This window comes from Algoriphagus taiwanensis (assembly GCF_036245645.1).
Lineage (GTDB): Bacteria > Bacteroidota > Bacteroidia > Cytophagales > Cyclobacteriaceae > Algoriphagus > Algoriphagus taiwanensis.
The window spans coordinates 30,482-52,605 of the sequence record NZ_BTPE01000013.1 but is presented as its reverse complement, the minus strand read 5'-3'; the positions used below and the strand labels follow the sequence as shown (position 1 = coordinate 52,605).

General features: G+C 44.9%; 17 protein-coding genes. 15 read left to right on the top strand and 2 right to left on the bottom strand.

What is annotated here, in order from left to right; genetic code table 11:
• Positions 1-101: 101 nt before the first annotated feature.
• The 3 genes from AAA938_RS16340 (at position 102) to AAA938_RS16330 (ending at position 5,535) form a co-directional block, all read left to right on the top strand.
• Positions 102-869: a 3-keto-disaccharide hydrolase gene (locus AAA938_RS16340; protein ID WP_338229829.1), complete on the top strand. Its 768-nt coding sequence runs from the start codon at positions 102-104 to the stop codon at positions 867-869.
• Between the two features lie 207 nt (positions 870-1,076).
• Positions 1,077-2,417 carry a Gfo/Idh/MocA family protein gene (locus tag AAA938_RS16335; RefSeq protein WP_338229828.1) on the top strand — a complete coding sequence of 447 codons (1,341 nt, stop codon included), beginning with the start codon at positions 1,077-1,079 and terminating at the stop codon, positions 2,415-2,417.
• Between the two features lie 268 nt (positions 2,418-2,685).
• Positions 2,686-5,535 (top strand): CHAT domain-containing protein, encoded by a 2,850-nt coding sequence (locus AAA938_RS16330; protein ID WP_338229827.1) that lies wholly within the window; start codon positions 2,686-2,688, stop codon positions 5,533-5,535.
• A 1-nt stretch (position 5,536) separates the two neighbouring features.
• On the opposite strand, the gene AAA938_RS16325 is transcribed toward AAA938_RS16330, so the two are convergent.
• Both AAA938_RS16325 and AAA938_RS16320 read right to left on the bottom strand, forming a co-directional pair.
• Positions 5,537-6,271, bottom strand: a complete 735-nt coding sequence (locus AAA938_RS16325; RefSeq protein ID WP_338229826.1) for a tetratricopeptide repeat protein — start codon at positions 6,269-6,271, stop codon at positions 5,537-5,539.
• A 1-nt stretch (position 6,272) separates the two neighbouring features.
• Positions 6,273-6,812, bottom strand: coding sequence for an RNA polymerase sigma factor (locus AAA938_RS16320; protein WP_338229825.1), 540 nt, complete (start codon positions 6,810-6,812; stop codon positions 6,273-6,275).
• A 690-nt stretch (positions 6,813-7,502) separates the two neighbouring features.
• Between AAA938_RS16320 and AAA938_RS16315 the strand changes: the two genes are divergently transcribed.
• From AAA938_RS16315 to AAA938_RS16260, 12 genes are all read left to right on the top strand, one after another.
• Positions 7,503-8,825: an OmpA family protein gene (locus AAA938_RS16315; protein WP_338229824.1), complete on the top strand. Its 1,323-nt coding sequence runs from the start codon at positions 7,503-7,505 to the stop codon at positions 8,823-8,825.
• A 3-nt stretch (positions 8,826-8,828) separates the two neighbouring features.
• Positions 8,829-9,533 carry a hypothetical protein gene (locus AAA938_RS16310; RefSeq protein ID WP_338229823.1) on the top strand — a complete coding sequence of 235 codons (705 nt, stop codon included), beginning with the start codon at positions 8,829-8,831 and terminating at the stop codon, positions 9,531-9,533.
• Between the two features lie 38 nt (positions 9,534-9,571).
• Entirely contained in the window at positions 9,572-9,976 is a 405-nt protein-coding gene (locus AAA938_RS16305; RefSeq protein WP_338229822.1) for a hypothetical protein, read from the top strand.
• 70 nt (positions 9,977-10,046) lie between these two features.
• A complete protein-coding gene (locus tag AAA938_RS16300) occupies positions 10,047-11,273 on the top strand; it encodes a hypothetical protein (RefSeq protein WP_338229821.1) in 1,227 nt (408 codons plus the stop codon).
• A 201-nt stretch (positions 11,274-11,474) separates the two neighbouring features.
• The gene (locus AAA938_RS16295; protein WP_338229820.1) at positions 11,475-13,118 is read left to right on the top strand and encodes a TldD/PmbA family protein; all 1,644 of its coding nucleotides are present in this window, start codon (positions 11,475-11,477) and stop codon (positions 13,116-13,118) included.
• 14 nt (positions 13,119-13,132) lie between these two features.
• Positions 13,133-14,449: a TldD/PmbA family protein gene (locus tag AAA938_RS16290; protein ID WP_338229819.1), complete on the top strand. Its 1,317-nt coding sequence runs from the start codon at positions 13,133-13,135 to the stop codon at positions 14,447-14,449.
• 135 nt (positions 14,450-14,584) lie between these two features.
• Entirely contained in the window at positions 14,585-15,202 is a 618-nt protein-coding gene (locus AAA938_RS16285; RefSeq protein WP_338229817.1) for a DUF4159 domain-containing protein, read from the top strand.
• Between the two features lie 6 nt (positions 15,203-15,208).
• The gene (locus tag AAA938_RS16280; RefSeq protein ID WP_338229816.1) at positions 15,209-16,201 is read left to right on the top strand and encodes an AAA family ATPase; all 993 of its coding nucleotides are present in this window, start codon (positions 15,209-15,211) and stop codon (positions 16,199-16,201) included.
• On the top strand, positions 16,191-17,057 hold the full coding sequence (locus AAA938_RS16275; protein WP_338229815.1) for a DUF58 domain-containing protein: 867 nt from the start codon (positions 16,191-16,193) through the stop codon (positions 17,055-17,057). The genes AAA938_RS16280 and AAA938_RS16275 overlap by 11 nt, the downstream gene beginning before the upstream one ends.
• Positions 17,057-18,217 (top strand): BatA domain-containing protein, encoded by a 1,161-nt coding sequence (locus AAA938_RS16270; RefSeq protein ID WP_338229814.1) that lies wholly within the window; start codon positions 17,057-17,059, stop codon positions 18,215-18,217. Before AAA938_RS16275 ends, AAA938_RS16270 begins: the two co-directional genes overlap by 1 nt.
• Positions 18,214-20,400, top strand: coding sequence for a hypothetical protein (locus tag AAA938_RS16265; RefSeq protein ID WP_338229813.1), 2,187 nt, complete (start codon positions 18,214-18,216; stop codon positions 20,398-20,400). The genes AAA938_RS16270 and AAA938_RS16265 overlap by 4 nt, the downstream gene beginning before the upstream one ends.
• Entirely contained in the window at positions 20,397-21,986 is a 1,590-nt protein-coding gene (locus AAA938_RS16260) for a hypothetical protein (protein ID WP_338229812.1), read from the top strand. Before AAA938_RS16265 ends, AAA938_RS16260 begins: the two co-directional genes overlap by 4 nt.
• The last annotated feature ends 138 nt before the right edge of the window (positions 21,987-22,124 follow it).

The window sequence follows — 22,124 nt, the reverse complement described above, 5'->3', positions numbered from 1 at the left end:
TGGGCAATTCCAGCAAAAATCCATCAACGGCTTTCCGTTTCACGCCTTTTTTCCTGTAATTTATTGGCTTAGTCCAATATCCTAAAATAATCTATTGTACCATGAAAAAATTGTTGACTCTTGCTCTGATCGCAAGTGGATTGAGCTTGAATAATTTAGTGATAGCCCAAACCAATCCGACCCCACCACCCATGCCTCCTCAGGCTACGGAATTTTACACCCCAGTTCCTCCCAAAATTACCCCAGGAGCCCAAAATAACTTGCCTCCTTCTGATGCGATTGTCCTTTTTGATGGATCAAGCTTGAACAATTTCGTATCTGCAAAAGACGGATCAAGTCCGGCTGAGTGGAAAATTGAAAACGGGGAATTGGTGGTCGTTCGTGGAAAAGGCGACATCCAGTCCAAGCTTCCCTTTGGCGATGCCCAGTACCACGTGGAGTGGTCTGCCCCTACCGAAATCGTAGGTGAAGGTCAGGGTAGAGGCAATTCCGGCTTTTTCCTGATGGGCATGTACGAAGTTCAAATCTTAGACAGCTACGAAAGCAAGACTTACACTAATGGTCAGGCTGGATCGATCTACAAGCAATATCCACCTTTGGTGAATCCATTGAGAGCTCCGGGAGAATGGAATTATTATGACATTATTTTCAAGGCTCCAAGATTTGACAAAAATGGAGTGCTGACTTCTCCGGCTACGGTGACTGTCTTGATCAATGGGGTAGTGGTTCAGAATAATGTGATCCTCAGAGGTCCAACCGAGTACATTGGCATTCCAAATTACGAAGCTCACGCTGAGGAACTTCCGATCAAACTGCAAGACCACGGCAACCCGGTGAGATTTAGAAATATTTGGGTACGTCCTCTTTGATTTACGATTTACGAATGACGATCACAAAATTTACGATTTACGAATGACGATTTACGACATCTAAATCAGAGTGAAAGGTGTCTTTTAGTCCAATCCATTAAAGGCCTAATTGGAGAATAAAGAGATGGTTGCTATTCACCACCTCGTATATCGTAAATCTGAAATCGTAAATTCCTCTCACTATAAACCATTTAACCTAACAAGAGAATGTCTTCAAGAAGAAAATTTATACAAAATACCATGCTGCTAGGAGCGGGGCTTTCCATGCCTTCTATCCTTACCGCCGCAGATTTTGGCCGATTTACCCGAACTGTCGGCCCAAATGATCAAATCAATTACGGCGTCATTGGCTGTAAGGGAATGGGCTGGTCCAATATGAATGCCCATCTCAAGATTCCTCAGGTCAATTGCGTGGCCCTCTGCGATGTCGATCAAAGTGTGCTAGATCAACGCACCGAAGATGTGTTCAAGCTTCGCGGCACCCGTCCTAAGCAATACACCGATTACCGCAAGATGCTTGAAGACAAAGACATCGATGTAGTCATCATCGGAACACCTGATCATTGGCACTGCCTGAATATGGTGGATGCGGTATCAGCCGGTAAGCATGTCTATGTGGAGAAGCCCATAGCCAATACCATCGAAGAGTGCCAAATCATGGTCAAAGCCCAAGAACGTTACGGAAAAGTAGTTCAGGTAGGGCAGTGGCAGCGTTCCGGTTCTCAATACGACGAAGCCATTCAGTATGTAAAATCCGGAAAACTCGGGCAAATCCGCTTAGTGAAATGCTGGGCCTATCAGGGTTGGATGAAACCTGTACCTGTAGTACCAGATGGACCTGCACCCGCTGGAGTAGATTACGACATGTGGCTAGGACCAGCACCTAAGCGACCCTTCAACGCCAACCGATTCCATTTCAATTTCCGTTGGTTTTGGGATTATGCTGGTGGGTTGATGACCGATTGGGGAGTGCATGAGATCGACATTGCGCTGTATGCGATGGGAGTAAGTGCGCCCAAATCCGTGATGGCCTCCGGGGGGAAATTCGCTTATCCGGACGATGCTTCAGAGACACCTGACACGCTTCAGACGGTGTATGAATACCAGGGATTCAATATGCTTTGGGAGCATGCGACCGGAATCGACGGGGGAAATTATGGTACCACAGAAGGAATCGCCTTTATCGGAAACAATGCGACCCTAGTCGTCAATCGTGGTGGTTGGAAAGTGATTCCTGAAACCGAAAACGTGGACGGTCAGCGTAAGCCAAAAGTGGAAGAAGTGCCTCATACCCGACCTCAAGGCTCCGCATTAGACTTGCATGCGGTCAACTTTGTGGAAGCGGTGACGGCAAATGATCCCAAGTTGCTGAAATGTGCGATTCAAACAGGTTCGGTCGCTGCGATCAACGCCCAAATGGGAAATATCGCTTACAAAACCGGCAAGAAAGTCTATTGGGATGCGGGGAATAATATGTTTACAGATTCAGAAGCAAATCAGCTGATGAAAGCCAATTACCACAATGGCTGGAATGTGCCCAAGGTTTAACGTCATTGCGAGGAGCGCTTCAATGAACATGAATTTGTACTAGAATGATTGAAGCGACGAAGCAATCTCATTGAAAGTACAAAGTATGATTTACTAGCCCTCCGGAGAGATTCGGAGGTTTTTTTTCGTTTTTGCTTCCGTTAGGGGTAATGCTGGTTATTGATAATTGACATGAATCAATCTGCAAATTGAAATTATTGTGATCCAATTAATTTCTACTAATTTAAAATCAGTTTCTACCTCCAATCAGAGCGATTTAATTTTCAGCATGCTTTTTAGGTTTTTAAGAATAATATTCATTTCCAGTTTTTTTATTCTGATTTCCAAATCTGCCATTTCCCAAAACGCGGATTCCATTCTTTTACAAATCGAAAAAAAACAATTTCAAAGTAATTTTGACCAGGTAATCCCGCTGATCGAGCGGCTTTCTGCGGACTTTTCAGATGGAAAAATCAATCTTTCACCCAGTGAAAAACTTCGATTGGCGGCAATTCAAATGGCTTTTTTCAACGCCAAAGGTGAAGGTGAAAACGGTCTAGCATTGGCAGATTCTTTGGCAAAATTGCCCGAGTTGAAAAGTCTTCCCGAGGAGGCTTGGGCCAGTATTTTCTTTCAAAAAGGCGACATCTACCTCTATGAGGAAAAAATGCTCGAATCCGGAAGAAACTATGAGAAAGCCATTCAACTTTTTGAGCGACAGTCCAAGCCCAACTTCGCCGAGTTGGCGCTTTGTCATAATAATCTGGGCTACGTGCAGGATATTTTGGGTTTCCAAAACCGCTCTCAGGAAAGCTATTATCGTGCTTTTGAAATATGGAAAACAAGCTACTTGGATGATTTTTCAAATATCGCCACTGTACTCAATAATCTCATCTTTGCCGAGATTGAATATGGGAATTACGAGGCAGCGGAGGACTTGCTCCGATTTTTTGACAGCTATGTTAGGGAGATCAAAACTTCTTTTGCCCTCAAGGAAGTCGAGGAATTGGACCTGGAATTAAAACTTCTACTCAATTATTCCAGATTTTACGGAGCCACCAAAGCCGACCAAAAACTCGATCAAATCCTGAACCGGGCTGAAATTTTGCTCCGAAATGCTCCAAAAGAATTCTTCAATGATCAATGGGTGGTCTTGGCTGCGATGTTGGAGGAAGCCGGATTTTTGCAAAAAGAGCTGAAAAACTTCCAAGCTGGGGCGGAATATTACGAGCGGATGAAAAATCTCCCGCTTTCCGGATTTTTTCAAATGAAGTACCAGGCCAATCTTGCCATACTCTACTACGATGCGGGAGAAAACGAAAAGGCTCTGGTCTATGCCCGAAAAAGTCTTCAACTCTTGGAGCAGTTTGGATTTGGTGGATCGAGCAGCTTTTCGCTCAAAGTCCTTCAGGCCGACCTTTTGAATCGCTTGGGTAAGGAAACCGAATCCGTCACCATGCTGGAGGGTATGTTGAGCGATTTGCTGGGCAAATCCCTAAGCTCAAGCTCGATTCCTGAGCTTACATATCGGGATTTTAAGCAGCTCAACAATGAACGCTACCTGACCGTCTTGATCAAGTCGGCTCAGATTTTTCAGCGTATTGGTCAAAAAAACCGCTCAGAATCAGATATTAAATCTTCCTTGACGCTCTTCAGATTGGCTGCAGAGATGTTTCAGGAGTATTACCTCAAAGGGAGTTATACTCAATCTCTGGAGGAAATTCACCGTCAGATACAGGAGGGAATTTATTCTCTTTGGCAAGAAAAAAATCTGTTGACCGAGAGCGAAAAGTACCAGCTCCTTGCCTTACTGGAGCGTAATGAATCCCAACAAGGCTGGAAAAAATTCCTGAGCAAAAATGAGGAGTATTTGGGATCGACTTCTGAAATCCTCCGAGATCTCAATTATAAAAATCTGGAGATTAATCAACAGGAGCCTTCTGCCAGTCAGGAAAAAAGCCTTCAGGAAGAATTAAAGGCTATTGAAAAGCGAATGGAAGAGGAGGCTTCTTACAGATTTTTTACGGGTGGAAATTTTGACCTGAGGGAATTCCAAATCGGTCTTTCCCCCGACCTTTCTGTGCTCAAGTATGTGGTCACTGAGCGGCAGGTTTTTGCTCTGCTGGTGCAGCGAGATGGCACAAAGGTTATTCCATTAGCCGCACTCGAAACGGTCAATTCTTGGGTAGGGGAATTGAGAGCTTCTCTTAGCAAACTGGATGATTCTTATCGATTGCCAGCGCAGACCTTGTATCGCTTGTTGATTGCTCCCTTGGAAAATTCTCTCAGTGAAACCCTGTTTATTTTACCGGATGATCTGCTCCATTCCCTCCCCTTTGAAGCCCTGATTGATGCAGATGGACGGTTTTTGGTAGAGAGATATGTGTTGTCCTATCAGCAATCGTTTCGGCAGATGGCTTTCCAAAGTCCCAATAATGAAACTTGGAGAACCGACTTTTTGGTAGCCTTTGCGCCGGATTATCAAGGGACCAAATATCGGGCTATCCAAAACAATCGGGAAGAGGTGGATCGATTGGCCACTTCGCTTTCAGGAAAGTCTTTTATGGGCAAGGAGGCAACCAAAACGGCTTTTGTAGAAAGCTTTACCGACTTTCAGGTGCATCATCTTGCCATGCATGCCGAGCAAAATCCCTCCAATTTCGAAGAGTCAGCGTTGATATTTTCCGAGGGAGAAAAGTTGCTTCTAAGGGAACTCTACCAAATGAATTTTCCCTCCGAGTTGGTGGTACTGAGCGCTTGCAACACCGGAATTGGTACGCTGATGCCGGGTGAGGGACTGATGAGTCTGTCCAAGGCCCTGAATTTGGCTGGGGTGAAAAGTACCATTTACTCGCTTTGGGAGGTTCCTGATCGGGAGACAGCCGAGCTGATGGTTGATTTTTATGATCAAATTCAAAAAGGCCAACCCAAAAATGTTGCGCTGACGCTTGCCAAGCGGAATTTTCTCCAAAAAAATCCACTAAAAAAACATCCCATCTTTTGGGCTGGATTTGTCCTAAATGGAAACACGGACGCAATGGAGGTTACCTCACCTACCCGAATTTGGATTGCAGGATTGGGCCTGACTGCTCTGATTGTTTTTGGAATTGCTTTTTCTATCAGGAAAGCAAGAAGCTAAGCTATTTCAAAATTTCGGCTAATTCCTGTGCTTTTGCCTGAAGAGGATGCCCTTCAGTCCTAGCCACCTTGTTTACAGCTTGAGTTCCTTCCTCCAGTTTGTTGAGTTGAAAATACCCCAAAGCCGCATACCAGGTAGCCGTAATTTGGTCTGGATTGCTCGCATCCTCCCTAACTTTAAGAAATAGAGGAATAGCTTTTTCCGGCCTGCCCAGTTCTAATTGACAGATTCCAAGATAAAATACCGCATAGTCTGAATCAGGTTCGTGTTGAAGATTTTCGAAAAGGACAGCCGCTTTTTCATAATCTTTGTTGTCAAAAGCCAAAAAGGCATCCGATTCGAGATTGGCTTGACTTTCTCCACGCACGGTCGGTGCGATGAGATTGGGATAGGTCTCGTAATAGCTTTTGTAGATTTTTTCACCAGGTGTCATGCTGAGACTCGTCCAGAGAAATAGTCCAGCTAAGACTATCGCACAGGCAGCAATTCCCGAATAAATCCAAGACCTTAGCCCTCCCTTTGATTTGGGAATTCCTTTTTCTTTTTGATCCAACTCCTCGAGAAAATCCTTGATTTTGGATCTTTCCTCCAGTGTCACGGCGATTTTCAGTTGACGATGTTCTTCCAGTATGGTTTTGTATTCAGGCTGATTTTCGAGCAGTTGCTCGAAAAGTCGCTGATCCTCAGGGCTGAGTTTGCCTTCGAGATAGGCGTTGATTAGTTCTTCCTGATCCATGTTAGGTTCGGTTTAAGGTGTCTTTGAGATTTTTAAGGCATCTCGACTTGGTACTTTTGAGCACGTCTTTGGACTCATAGCCCATGAGTTTGGCGATTTCATCCAGGTTTTTGGATTGGTAATAGAAAAGCTGAAGAATTTCCTGGCATTTTGGTCCGAGTTCCTTCAGTTTTTGCCGGAGGTGACGGATCGATTCTTCCTTAGATTCATCATCGAAGCTTTCGAAAGGAATCGTGTCGATCAACTCCTCTGTGATTTCCAAATGTTGATTTTGTTTCTTTAAACTTTTGAAAAGAAGGTATTTACCTACTGCAAACAGGTAGGTGCCGATGGTGGAACTGAGGCTTTGAATTTTCCCTTTTTGGGCATTTTCCATCAAGGCTATGATAGCATCCTGATAGGCATTGTGGATTTGACCTTCATCAGAGGTGTACCGCTTCGCAAATAGTTGAAATCCGTTTTTATGTTCGAGATAGATTTGTTTAAGCGTATCTCGATCGCCTGCCTTTAGCAGTTCCAGCTGCTTTTCTTTCACATCCATTGGTTAAAAAAGTAAGCAAAAGTAAACATAGATTTTTTCGGACATGAAGAAAAAACAATAGATGGCGTTGATATGAGTAGCAAGAGGCAAGATGCAAGAAGCTAGACCCAAGATGTTAGACAAAAGACATTAGAGACAAGAAGCAAGAAAGAAGAAACAAGAAGCAAGAAGCAAGAGATTAGAAACAAGAATATCGAATACTGAACCTTGAACACCGAACTTCTAATTCTGAACGCAGGCCAACTCCCCCTTGATTTCTCAAGTTGCCAAAGAGTAGAAAACTTGACAAAGGGGGTAGGGGGATTTTGAAAAGAATAAATTCAGAAGTCTAAAGGATTTTAATATCTAACACCGAACATCGAATATCGATCATTGAACATCGAACACCGAACGCAGGCCAACTCCCCCTTGATTTCTCAAGTTGCCAAAGAGTAGAAAACTTGACAAAGGGGGTAGGGGTATTTTGAAAAGTATAAATTCGGAAGGCTAAAGGATTTTATTCGATTATCGGATCTCAATCTCAAGTGGTCTTACCGCTTCAATTAGACGATTAAACTGTTAATCGATTAAGTAACAACGACGTACTCCGAACCCCGAACTTTTCAACAAATAGCCAATAAAAAAACTGGCTCACGATGTTTACCTTTTGATATCGGGTGCACCAATTGAGGAATTTAACCTCAATGCATCATGAAAAAGTTTTTAATGCTGGGCATTTGCTGCTGCTTTATTATCCAGCTGCAAGCTCAAAATCTAGGCAGGCGAATTGTCCTCAACACAAAAAATCAGACCGAAGGGAAAGTTGAGTCCAAAACGAGCGAAACAGTAGACAAAGCCTTCAATAAAATGGAGGAAGGGGTCAACAACCTCTTTAAAAAGAAGGATAAATCCCCTGAGGGGCAAAATGAATCTGAGTCTGAGGGCCAAATATCCGATCAAAATGGAATGAGCTCTTCCGGTCAATCAGGAGAATTAAACCCCGGCGGGTCATCCTCTCCAAGTTTGCAGACGTATTCCAACTTCGACTTTATCCCAGGTGAGCGAGTGATCGCTTTCGAAGATTTTTCTCAGGATGCAGTGGGAGATTTTCCGGCTCGCTGGAACACCAATTCTTCCGGGGAGGTAGTGACGATCGATGGATTGGAAGGAAAATGGATGGTTTTTGCCGATGAGGGTGTGCTGTATCCTGAATTTGTCGAGGCCCTTCCCGAAAACTGCACCATCGAGTTTGATCTTGCTGTGATCAAAGAAAATGCAGTCCTGACCAAGCTGATGTTTATCGATGAGAATCAAAGTCCAAATCTACTTGATGCAGGCAATGCCAACTCCACGATCATTGAATTGGAACCAATCGTCGGAAATACAGCCATTTTCTCTTTCAATGCCAATGGAGATGCGGTGGTAGAAAATACCAAGCCTCAAAAGCAATTTTTTATCCCTGAAGGAGAGGAGTATACCTTGGTCAAAGTGTCCATTTGGAAGCAAAAATCAAGATTGCGAGTGTATCTCAACGAGTCTAAAGTTTGGGATATTCCTCGTGCCTTTCAAGCAGAAGGCAAGTATCGGTTTGCGTTGGGTACTGCCACTTTTTTCATAGAAAATCGGGAGTTTTTGATGTCCAACCTTCGCTTTGCAGTTGGGCAACCAGACACACGATCCAAGCTGATCACGGATGGGAAATTTATCACGCAGGGAATTGTGTTTGACTCTGGTTCTGCCTCCATCAAACCAGAATCTTTTGGTGTGCTCAAAGAAATCGCATCCGTGCTTTCTGAAAATCCATCTGTAAACGTACATATCATCGGCCACACCGACAGTGATGGGGACCTAAGCTTGAACCAATCCCTTTCTCAAAAACGTGCCGAATCCGTCAAATCAGCGCTTTTGGGGCAGTTTGGGATTGATGCCTCTCGGATGAGTACGGAAGGAAAAGGAGAGTCTGAGCCTATTGCCGATAATGGAAGTCCGGACGGCAAAGCCCAAAACCGTCGGGTAGAATTCATCAAAAAGTAAGCGATGAGAACTCTGAATTTCTACCTGATCCTCCTGTTGGGAATGATTTCCTGTGGAGAAAAAAGCAGTTCCGGTTCCTTAGAGGAAGCAGTTGAATTGGCTGAATCCAAAGGCTTGTTTGAGGCTGCGAAAGCCTACGAAGGCAAACTAGATGAGCTTTTGACTTTGGAGATGGCGGCGAGGACGATGGGATTTCCTGCTGAAGAAGCCGATGTGGATTACAACACCACATTGTCCAATCCTTCCTTTCATGCGCTCAATTTCACTTGGGATCGTGGCCGTACCCGTCCCATGACAGTGGCAAATATGACAGTACAGGTACCTGACCTGGACCGACTTGAGTTGAGTGGCATTCAGGAAATCAGCCTAAAGGATTTTGAATTTCAGTATCGAGTGCTGACGCAGGAAGAAGTACAAGAATCCAATCAGCTAATGAAGGATGCCTTGCAGGATAGGGTTTCCAAAGGTGAAATCACTCAGGAACAAGCGGATTGGGCAGGTGGACTGGGAGAGGGTTTGGTGGGCAACCAAACGAGGGAAATCGTATCGGACGTCGGCCAAGCCGCTACGTGGATGCCCGGGGAGGGGACGCTTTTTGTCTTTCAAGACGGACTGATGTTTCGGCTTTCTATCAATCAGGCAGCGGACTCCAGAGAGCTCAAGCAAAAGTTGATCACGCTGGCAGCAGACATCCTCAACAAACTCTGATTCTTTTCTACTTCTCTTTTCAATCAAAACTCAAAAAAATGAAAAAGCTCTTCTTTCTACTTCTGGTGTTTTCTGGATTGTTTTTCACTTCCCATGGACAAAATCTGAATTTTGTCAATATCAAATCCACTCAAAACATCCCCCGATTTGAAGTCAAAAACAACCAAACCACGCTATATCACATGGTGGGTGGTCGTCCTGTCGTAATGCAGACATGGAATCAAGTTCCTCAGTTTTTCAATGATGAAGACCGAATCAACCGGTACAAAATGACGGTGTCGAGAGAAGATAAATTGGCTCGACGGACCTATGAGGTCTGGTATAGTTTTTCCCGGGATGCGCAGGCCTATGATGGATATGTGAAAACGACCATTCGATACAAGGATTCTAGACCGAGTAAAGTATTTGAAGACTATTTTATTCATCGCCCATTGACTAATTGAATTATATAAGTAGATGATAATCAATTTTCTAAAATGTTTTACATCAAATACCAGATCAAATCTATTGGTTATGAAATTTAAAATCATTCTTGCTTCTCTCCTTGTTTTGCTAACGCATTGGGCTCAAGCCCAGATGTGGGAGGGAACGTATCAAACTCAATATGGAGCAGTAAAACTGGTCTATGAAAACGGGATTTACTACGGTGACTATGCGGGTAATGGAACTGTACTGGCTTTCGAGTCAAACAACACCAATTTTGAGCTTCACGGGGTGTTTTTCAATGGGAACGCCCGGGGCAAGTTTCTTTGGAGAGCCGGCGCAAATCTTCAGGTCCAGGGATTCAGCGGGCATTTTGCCTATGACAATACAGTCTCTCTGCAAGATTTGCGGGGTAAGGGAATTTACTTTATCTCCGATTTTCAAACCGGAAATTCTCAGTTTAACTGGAATGGAAAGCGGACTTCCACGTCAAAGGTAACAGACCTTCAAACTGCTGTATGGTCGGGAAAGTGGACGACCAATTTCGCGGATCTTGTTTTGGAGCAAGTTGGAAATCAGGTCACCGGCAAATACGGAAATGTGGGTGATATCAAGGCGACTTTCGATAAATCCAAGAAGGTTCTGAAAGGTACCTTTACCAATAATGGACGTACGGGATATCTGGAATTTGCATTTACAGGAAATGGATTTACTGGAAAATGGGGCTGGAACCAACAAATGACCGAAAACCCAGCTTGGACAGGAACAAAATCCATCAAGTCCAATAAGCCCGTGCCGGTGGTAGCGGCATCCTCTTCCACAAAGAAGATTACGGTGAGATTGGCTTCTATTCTGGCTGAGGAAATTCCCAGTAATAGAAACCCTGAGATTTATGGTTTTGCCGGAGTTCGTGTGTATCGAGTTACCGCATCAGGACGGGAAGAAATCCGGTCATTTGGAAATAAAAATGCCAATTACTTTGACCGGACTGAAAACAACCCTTTTCCACGTGATTCACGCTATGCCTATCGGGTGGATTTGGCTAATACCCCTGATTACCTTCGAGAATTTACCATCTCAGCTCAGGATTTGAATAACCCCAATGTAGATATTGAACTGGAAGTTTGGCATCATGTCAAAGGGAAAGTGCTCGGACCAAATTTTGATTTGGGATATCACAAAGAAGTACTGAATCTGGAAGGTATCAATTTCGAAAGAGGAGGTTTGCTTCGTGTAGGACAAGGATATCGAAACGGACAGCGACAAAGCAATTTGGCCTCAAAGTCTCAGGTAATGATCTATGTCACGGGGTTTTAACTACGGGTGATATTTTTTGATGAAAAGCGGCGATGGAAACATTGCTGCTTTTTTTTTGAAAAAGAAAGCCAACTTTTCTATCCTTCCATTTCCGTTAAAACCCAATTTACAGCTATTGTAATAAACCCTTTGAAATTCCCTTGGAATCGGGTTACATTTTGGATTCAGAAATAATAGACTAAACTATAAACTAACAAACCATTGAAAAGAAGAGATTTTCTACATTATTCAGGGCTTGGTTTGGGGGCAATGATGGTCCCAAGTTTGGTGGCATTTAGCAAACCTGTCGCTGCGGAGCATCTCATGGCTCCCGGAATGGATGCTGCCGCTAAAAAGCTCTTGGCTGACGTAGCACTCAACACGACCAAAGGTCTTGGAGCTACCTACACAGACGTCCGAATCGGTCGCTACCTGCAGCAGTACCTTTTTACCCGTGAGAAAAATGTGCAGGGAATCACCAATGCCGAGTCATTCGGTGTCGGTATCCGGGTGATTGCCAACGGTACCTGGGGTTTTTCTGCCACTTCTGACGTGACTCCGGACGGAATCAAAAAGTGCGCAGAAACAGCTGTAGCTATTGCAAAAGCCAATTCCAAACTCCAAAAAGAACCCGTTGAACTCGCTCCTGTGAAAGCTTATGGAGAAGTAAGCTGGAAGACTCCGATTCAGAAAAATGCGATGGAAGTGCCGGTCAAGGACAAAATTGACTTGCTTCTTTCTGTCAACAATGCTGCTTTGGATAATGGGGCTGCTTTTGTCAATTCAGCGCTTTTCATGATCAACGAGCAAAAGTATTTCGCTTCCACGGACGGCTCTTACATCGATCAGGACGTGCACCGTATTTGGCCAAACTTTACCGTGACTGCGGTCAATCGTCAGGAAGGATTGTTCCGTTCCCGTCAGGCTCTCAGTGCTCCTATGGGAATGGGATATGAGTATTTGGACGGATTGGCTTCGGAGAAATTCATGAATCCGGCAGGCTTCAATAGCTACAGAAATAGCTATGATATGGTTGAGGATGCAGTGACTGCAGCTAAGCATGCCAAGGAAAAATTGACTGCTAAGTCTGTTCAGCCGGGCAAATATGACCTCATGCTGGATCCTGACCACTTGGGATTGACCATTCATGAATCCGTAGGACACCCATTGGAATTGGATCGCGTACTTGGCTACGAAGCCAATTATGCAGGAACCAGCTTCGCTACACTCGACAAGTGGGAGACCAAAGATTTCAAATACGGTTCTGACTTGGTCAATATCGTCGCAGATAAAATCCAGCCCAATTCCCTCGGAAATGTAGGTTGGGATGATGAAGGAGTACAGACCAAAGAATGGGATCTGATCAAAAATGGGGTTTTGGTGAACTACCAAGCAATCCGTGATCAGGCCAAAATCATCAACGAATCCGAATCCCATGGTTGCTGCTTTGCGGACAACTGGAGCTCGGTACAGTTTCAGCGTATGCCAAATGTATCCCTGAAGCCAGGAGAGGCCAAAATGAGTCCTCACGACATGATCAAGGATATCGAAAAGGGGATTTATATCCTCGGTCGTGGTTCCTATTCCATCGATCAGCAGCGGTACAATTTCCAGTTTGGTGGTCAGCTTTTCTACGAAATCAAAAACGGAGAAATCGCCGGAATGCTGGAAGATGTGGCTTATCAGTCCAATACTCAGGAGTTTTGGAATAGCTGCTCAGCACTTTGCGACAAAGACGATTACCGTTTGTTTGGGTCTTTCTTTGACGGCAAAGGACAGCCTTCTCAAGTTTCCGCAGTTTCCCACGGTAGTCCTACCACCCGTTTTGACGGAGTCAATGTAATCAATACCGGTAGAACTATTTAATCCTCAAAACTACTATGGCTATACTAACTCAAGAACAAGCTAAAGCGATCATAGATAAAGTGTTGTCTTTTGCCAAGGCCGATGAAACCGAGGTGACCATCAGCGGTGGCCGTACCGGAAACATCCGCTATGCAAGAAACACGGTCAATACCAGTGGTGAGACCAACGAGCTAAGTCTCGCGATCACCTCTGTGTATGGTAAAAAATCAGGTACCACCACCATCAATGAATTCGATGATGAATCTCTGAAAAGAGCAGTGGAAAGGGCCGAGGAAATCGCTGCATTGGCACCAGAAAATCCGGAATACATGCCCATGCTCGGTCCCCAGAATTATACTCCTTCCAAAACTTTCTCCAAAGCCACCGATGCCATCGATCCGGAATATCGGGCTCAGTTGGCAGTGGACAGCATCAAGCCCTGCGTCGATAATAATCTGACCGCTGCGGGGTATTTGGAGGATTTCACTGGATTTGTCGCAACTGGCAATAGTAAAGGGCTTTTTGGTTACAACCAAAGCACTTCAGTGGACTTTACCGTCACAGTGAGAACAGCAGACGGGACAGGTTCAGGCTATGCCGGAAAAGACTTCAATGATGCGAGTCTCCTCAAGGCAGGTCCAGTGACCAATATCGCCGTACAAAAAGCAAAAGCATCTGTCAATGCACAGGCTATCGAGCCCGGAAAATACACGGTGATTCTCGAGCCTATGGCGGCTAATGATTTGTTGAGACTGCTGACTTTTGCCATGGATGCACGAAATGCAGATGAGGGTAGAAGTTTCCTGAGCAAGAAAGGCGGAGGTACAAAGTTGGGTGAAAAACTCTTCGATGAGCGGGTAAATATCTACTCCGATCCAAACCATCCGGATATTCCTTCTGCTCCTTGGTCAGGTGAAGGATTGCCTTTGGAAAAAACGACTTGGGTCGAAAATGGCGTGGTGAAAAATATGTTTTATTCCCGCTATTGGGCTCAAAAACAAGGTGTACAGCCAGTGCCAAGACCAAGTGGGGTGATTTTCGAAGGGGGAGATCAGTCTCTTGCAGACATGATCCGAAATACGGAAAGAGGTGTTTTGGTGACCCGATTCTGGTATATCCGTGCGGTTGATCCACAGACTTTGCTCTATACCGGGTTGACCCGTGACGGTACCTTCTACATCGAAAACGGTCAGATCAAGTTCCCGGTAAAGAACTTCCGCTTCAACGAAAGCCCGATCATCATGCTCAATAACATCGAGGCAATGGGCAAACCTGAACGTACCGGTGGAAACATGGTGCCTCCGATGAAGATCAGGGACTTTACGTTCACCAGTCTTTCGGACGCGGTTTAATTTTATTGATAGCCTTCCAGTTTTGTAAGTTGTGAGTGGTAAGTCGTGAGTAGTATATGGAACTACTTACTTTTTACCACTTACTACTTACATAGGAAGTACAACAGATTCCACTGCGACTGCAAACTACCAACTGTGACTACCAACTTCTTCTTCACTCGCCTCAAATACACCTCCGGCAATTGGGATACGGATCAGCGCATGCCTTCCAATATCCTGCATAGCTTGGTGGAGTACACCACGATTCCAGTGGATGAGAAAGAGCGCGTGATCGAATTGAGCAGCGAGGAGATTTACAAAAGCCCCTTTTGTTACCTCAGTGGGCACAAATTGGTGGAGTTTACCCAACAGGAGCGGCAGATTTTCAAAAACTATGTGGAGCGGGGAGGTTTTGTCTTTGTGGATGACTGCAATCATGACATAGACGGGCTTTTTGCCAAATCTTTTGAAAAAGAAATGGCCCGAACCTTTGGAGAGGAAGCTTTGCAAAAAATCCCAAACGACCACTGGCTTTACCGATGCTTCTTTGAGTTTGAGGATGGTCCTCCGACCACTTCCTTCGAGCTCAACGGCTGGGGGGATGATCTGGTCCATGATTACCTGAAAGCCATTCAGATAAACGGACGTATCGGAGTGCTGTATAGCAACAAAGACTACGGCTGCGAATGGGATTACGACTTTAGAAACAAACGATTCAATAAAATCGACAATACCCGCTTCGGGGTTAACATCATCGTTTACGCTTTAACCTAAACCAACTTGGAGAACGAACTCATCAAATACCAACAGCTCGTGGAAAAGATTCCGCTGCTGAAAAAAGAAATTGCCAAGGTCATCGTCGGACAGGAGGAAGTCCTGGACGAGGTGATCATCACACTTTTGGCGGGAGGGCATTGTTTGCTCGAGGGTGTTCCCGGCTTGGCAAAAACTCTGATGGTCAAAACCATCTCCGAGGTGATGGAACTGAGCTTCAAGCGAATTCAGTTTACGCCCGACCTGATGCCCGGAGATATCATCGGGACAGAGATTCTCGAAGAAGACCATAGCACGGGCAAGAAGTTTTTCCAGTTTAACCAAGGGCCCATCTTCGCCAATATGGTCCTAGCCGATGAGATCAACCGAACTCCACCAAAGACTCAGGCGGCTTTGCTCGAAGCCATGCAGGAAAAGTTGGTGACCTATGCTGGGAAAAACTACGCATTGCCTGATCCTTTTTTGATTATTGCTACGCAAAACCCGATTGAGCAAAGTGGTACCTATCCGCTTCCCGAAGCCCAACTGGACCGATTTCTTTTGTACATCAAACTCGGCTATCCTTCTGAGCAGGAGGAACTCGAAGTCCTTCAGAAGACCACCGGAACTTACAAAGCTTCTCCTCAAAAAGTCCTTTCCGGAGCCGAAGTCAAGCAACTACAGGAGCTTACCCGACAGGTGCATTTGGATTCTGCCTTGTTGGGCTATATCAACCGGTTGATTCGGGCGACGAGATTGGAAAATACCACCGTTGCCGAGGTGAAAAACTACGTAGAGTGGGGCGCCGGAACCCGGGCCGGACAGGCTTTGGTGCTTTGTGCTAAAGCAAGAGCCATCGTGAAAGGTCGTTTTTCAGTGATCCCGGAAGACATTCAGCAGTTGATTTATCCGGTCTTGAGGCATCGGATTTCCCTGCATTTCCGGGCTGAGGCCGAGCAGTTGGATACCGACTTTATCATCAAAAAGATCCTCGAGCAAGTACCTGTTCATGCCAAGTAATCTGGAGATCATCAAGCTCAATGACCTGCGTCTCGCCGCCAGACTGATCAGTCAGCAGCTGAGGCAAGGCATCCACTCGGGCATCCGGGTTGGGGTCGGTAGTGAGTTTGAGCAATACCGGCACTATCAGCCCGGGGATGATCTCAAGCGGATCGACTGGAAGTATTTTTCCCGGTCCGGAAAGTACATGATCAAGGAATCCACCACCGAAAGCAATCTTCAGATTCGTCTGATGCTGGACCTGTCCGGATCGATGAATTATACCGAAAATGGAGTTTCCAGGCTGGATTATGCCAAGAACCTGATTGCTTCTTTGGCTTATCTGGGTTTTTTGCAAGGTGATGGTTTGAGCTATTTTACACTTTCCGAAGGCAAAATCGAGCAAAAAGTAGCACCCAGTCCCAAAAGCTTTCAGCGTATTTTATTGTTTTTGGAGCAGGCAAAAGCGGCCGGCTCTTGGCCTTTGCAGCCGGTTTCTGATTCTTTTTTTCAGGGAAAAGAAAGGGAATTGGTGATTTGGGTTTCGGACTTTTTGCAGAAAGAATCGGAATGGGAAAACCTTGTCAAGGCTTTCAACCATCCCCGAAAAGAACTGATGTTGATCCAGATTTTGGGTGAGCAAGAGCTGGACTTCAAACTGGAAGGGAATTTTGTATTTCGGGACTTAGAATCCGGGCAGGAAGTGGTGCAGGATGCTAGGGCGATGCAGACGGATTTTCGAAAAAGGTTTCAAGCCTATCTAGATCACTTGGATCAAACCTTCCAGGCTCCAAATGTGCAGTTGATGCGGGTTTCGATGAAAGAGCCTTTGGCAGCTGTGGTACGACAGATTTTGAACCGAAAAAAGCTTGCCTGATGGAGTGGATTCAGCCGACCTTGCTTTGGGGCCTTTTGGGTTTGACGATTCCTGTTTTGATCCATTTGTGGAATGGGAAAAAGGGAAAGTTGATCGCATGGGCGGCTTTTCCATGGCTTGATCCCAAAGAATCTCAATCCAGTCGTTCGGTCAAACTCGAGAATTGGCTCTTGCTTTTGGTTCGAATGCTACTTATGATAGTCCTTGTTGTTTTATTGGCCGGACTAGTCTGGAAAGGGCTGGGAAGTAGTCGAGAATATAAGGTCGTGCATCTGATTTGGCCGGATGAGCAAGTGGAGGCGGAGTTTCGGTTTGAACTTGAGCAAGCGACAGAGAAGGGGCAGCAAGTTCGATGGCTCGCAGCAGGCTTGCCGGATTATCAAGCCAATCCCATTTCAAGCTTGGATTTCTCTTTGGAAAACCTTCGGAACTATTTGGAGGAATTGGAAGCCGATACGGATTCGATTTACCTCTATACAGGTTTGCAGGACTCTTTTTTTCCTAAAAATAGCTATTGGCTACCTCAGCAACCCGTAGTTCGTGTGGCAGAAAATTACATTTCCAAATCAAGCAGCCCGAGTATTTCTTTGGAATCAGGCGAGTCTTTGGGCTTGGATTCAAAAGGGATTTTAGTGAAAACAGCCTCAATGGGAAGTTCTACCAAGAGTATTCCAAGTCAATTTTCCTTTGCTTTTGGTGACTTGTCGGATGAAAGGAAAACAAACGTTCGAAATGCCCTTGATGCAATTTCTCAGGTTTATGGAATGAGCTTTACCGAGAGTGATTTGGAAGATGCTGAGTTTGTATTTTCCGACTCCTTGATTTCAAACCTGAAAGAAAATCAGGTTTTATTGTTGTTTGAAAATCAATTGATTGAAAATAAAGATCAAGTTTTTACTTTAAGCAATTCGATCAATCAAAACTGGGATGAAATGGTAGCAAATGGGCTTTTGCCTGAGTTGATTTTGGGAAAGATTTTAACCCATTTGGGTTTAGGAAAAGCTGACCTGAAAATCAGCAAAACCCAACTCGAACAGAAGTTTTTGACTATCCCAAGTTCCAAATTAACCAAGACCGCCAATGGCAACGAAGTTCTCTTGGTTCTAATGCTAGTGCTCTTCGCCATCGAACGCTTTCTCGCTTACCGCGCTAACCTGTGAATAAACTCCAAGCCCATATCGCCTCCATCGAGCTACAGCTTTCGGCCAATCTTTGGTTGAAGGCTCTTTTGCTCAATGTGAGTATTGCCTTGATTTTGGGGATTTGGTGGGAAAATGAGACTTGGAAAAGTGTGGTGACAGGGGCAGGGACGGTGATCATTGCTATGGCTTTGGGTGCTTTTCGAAGCCAACGAAAAAAGGCAGTTCAGGTCGTGCATCAGCAGGCTGGAAATATGGAGTTCAGTTTGGAACTGCTGGACAAAAAGGAATTGAATATCGCCGAACAGCTACAGGTTTCACGGATTTTGAAACAAATCCCACAGAAAATCTCAGTTTGGGGAATTGGTCTTTGGCCTTTTTTGGTAGGTTTTGCAGGTTCGGCTCTGCTCTCTTATGCCATTCCTTATCTGAGCCATTCCAATCCAACTCCATTAATCTCTACTTCTCAGCTGAATGAACTGGCGCAAGTGGTTTCTAATCCTGCAAACCTACCCATTCTCCAATCTGCCCAAGTTCAGATTCAGTCCCCGCCATACACTGGAATTCCCTCCAAAACCGAATCCAATCTGAACATCAAAGCTTTGAAGGGTTCGAGGATAAAATGGGAATTGAATTTTCAAAATGGAGATGAGTTGGAAGTGTTTTTGGTGAATTCAGGGAATGAAAAACTGCTATTTCAGGCTAATTCAGGTATTTTTTCTCTTCAGGAGCAGTTACTCGGCTCGGGTATTTATTCCATTCAGGCTTATAGAAAAGGGGAGGCCGTTTTCCAATCGGAGTTTTACACTTTGGAGGCCGTGGAGGATTTGAGTCCGGTTATCGAGCCTGACGAAAAGGAGACCTACAAGTTCTTTTTCCCTGGAAATAATCCTAAAATCCCGCTCAAGGCTCAGATTTCCGATGATTTTCGAGTTCAGGAAGTAGTCATCGTGGCGACATTGGCTAGAGGAAGAGGTGAAAATGTGAAGTTTCGGGAAACTCAAATCCCGGTGGAAAATCGGCCTTTTCAAAAGAAATCCAGCGAATTGGTTTTGGACCTTTCCGGCATGGATTTCCAGCCGGGGGATGAGCTGTATTACTACTGGTCGGCTCGGGATAATAAGCAACCGGAAGCCAATTTTTCCCGTTCGGATACCTATTTCATCAAGTATTTTGATGAGAATGACGACAGCGAGGAAGCTTTTGCAGGTATGGCCATCAATGTGCTTCCAGATTATTTTCGCAGTCAGAGGCAGATCATCATCGACACCGAAAAGCTGATCGCCGAGCGGAAGAAGAAGTCGGAAAAAGATTTCAATTTCACCTCCAATGAGATTGGATATGATCAAAAACTCCTTCGCTTGCGCTATGGACAATACTTGGGAGAGGAGTTTGAGTCAGATGCAGGAGGAGGCACAATCGAAGGGCAGGAAGGCGATCTTTTGAGTGGGTACATGCACCTGCACGATCAGGAAGGCGAGCATGATCCGGATTTCAAAATCGAGGAAGAAGGCCACGAAGGCCATGAGGGACACGATCATGGGGAGGAAGAAGGGAATACAGGTGGAGGAATTGAGAATCTGCTTGCGGACTACATGCATGCCCACGATTCGGAGGAGATGAACACCTATTTTGAAAAAAGTACCCGAGGTGCACTGAAGTCGGCTCTTGAGCAAATGTGGCAGGCAGAGTTGTATTTACGGCTTTTCGAACCCGAAAAATCCCTTCCGTATCAATACAAGGCTTTGGAAATGCTGAAAACCGTGCAACAAAAATCACGGGTTTACATCAAGCGAACGGGCTATGACCCGCCTCCGATCAAAGAAGATGAGATTCGATTGAACGGAAAATTGGAGGAATTGGGGAATCGTTTGGAAAAGGAGTTGGCCGAACTGGAAGCCCAGATCGAACCTTTGGCTTCGGAAGTCTTGGGCTTGTTACTGAAACAAGAGCTTTATGCGGCGGAACGGGAAAAAGTTAATCAATTGGGTCAATTGTGGTCGGCGAGGATTCAGAATTCCGGTATGGAAGACTGGTCGGTTTTGCTGGCTTTGCAGGAATTGGAAGCCGGAAAACTGGATGAAAAAGGCAGAACTCTTCTTCGAGAAAAGCTCTATCCCTTGGCTAAAAATTACAAAAACACAGGCCCAAGTCAGCTTTCGAATCAAGCTTTAAAAAGTGCTTTTTTAAAGAAAAATCAATGAGCATTTCCTTCGCACTGATCGTATCAGATTTACTCATCTGGACCATATTGATTTTGGTCCTTGTGATCGGATTGTTTTCGGTATTTTTTTATGGGAAAAAGGGTGTTTCAAAAAATCGACTTTGGGTCAAAATTGGTCTATTTGTTGGATTTTGGGCTTTTTTGGCTTTATCACTTCTTCGACCACAAGTATTAAATCCAAAAGAATCTGAGTCTTGGTTGGTCTATCAAAGTGGTCTGGAAAGGGCTGAAATTGAGTTTTGGAAAGACAGTTTGGGCTTGGAAAATGCAGTCGAGATTATGGATTTTGAAAAGCAGTCGGATCAAGTGATTTTGCTGGGAAAGAAGTTCTCAGAAGCAGAATTATATCCGTTTCGCAGACTGGAGACTGACTGGTTTTTACCGAGAGAAAATGGGTTGATTCGGGATATTTCCTGGAAGGGCTATTTGCGAAAAGGAGAGCTTCAACGAGTTACTTTTTCAGTCTTTTCCACCAATCCAGACCAAGTTTTCAAACTTGGAATACCAAAAACGGATTCACTTATCTTGAATTCCGGTTGGAACCAAGGCATCTTGGAGTTTGCCACTTCAGGTCAGGGGAGGGCGGAAGTTCCCTTAATTTTGGGATCTGACACGCTTTCTGTTTTACGCTATTTTGTGGGACCCTCGGTTCCCAAGAAGTATCAATTTCAGCTTGGGTTTCCAAGTGCGGAAAGCCGGGCACTTGCAACTTTTCTAAGGGAAAAAGGAGAAACGGTTAGTGAGCAGATTCAGCTTTCCAAGGAATCATTTTTGGTGACTGATGAAAATAAAGATTCACTCCAAATCCGAATTATCGATCCAGCACAACTCAATCAAAAGTCTTTGCAGGACTGGATTAAAGAGGGAAAAGAGAATCTAATGCTAATCCAAGTTGCCGATCCTGTGGCACTCTCTCAACAGGTCAATCGGCTTTTTGGGACTGATTTTGAGTTGGAAGCTGCCAAAACAGAATTGGAAAATGGGTTGGAAGCCTTGCCTTTCCGATGGAAAAAGAAACGAGGTCAGAAAGCATTTTTAGATGATCGGATCGCTATTGAGCAGGCGGGAAGTAGACAAATCGGAATCAGCTTGTTGGAATCGAGTTATCCACTGATTTTGGAAGGGAAAAGGGACGCTTATGAAGAAATTTGGGGAGAGGTTTTTGGGGCGATGGAACCTGCCGAACCCCGTTCCAAGCGTTTGGATGCACCGATTTTTCAAGGCTTGGAAACTCAGATTCAGCTTTTTGATCAAGATAGCTTGCCGGAATTTTGGAGCATAGGCGAGGATACGCTTTGGTTGAAGCCAAATCCCATCAATGAATTTCAGGCAACTGGAGATTGGCTTCCCACGAAATCAGGTTGGATGGATGCAGGAGAGGATTTATCGGTTTACAGCTTTCAAGCGGAGGAGTTTCCGGCAGTAAGCACGGGAAAGTATATTTCACAACTTCAACAGGATTCTAGAAAGACCGAAAAAGAGCAGTTTCAGCAGATTTCTCCTTGGATTGGCTTGGTAGGGATGTTGGTATTTTTGGGAGGAATGTGGGTGGAGCCTAAGCTTTAACCACTAAGGTCTCAAAGGTTAAAATAGAGGGTACAAAGAGAAAAAACACCGCAGAGGCGCGGAGTTCATTGAATAAGTCTTTTCGAAAGGAAAGCCAAAGAATTTTTTTCTCACAGATTTCACAGAAGGGCACAGATG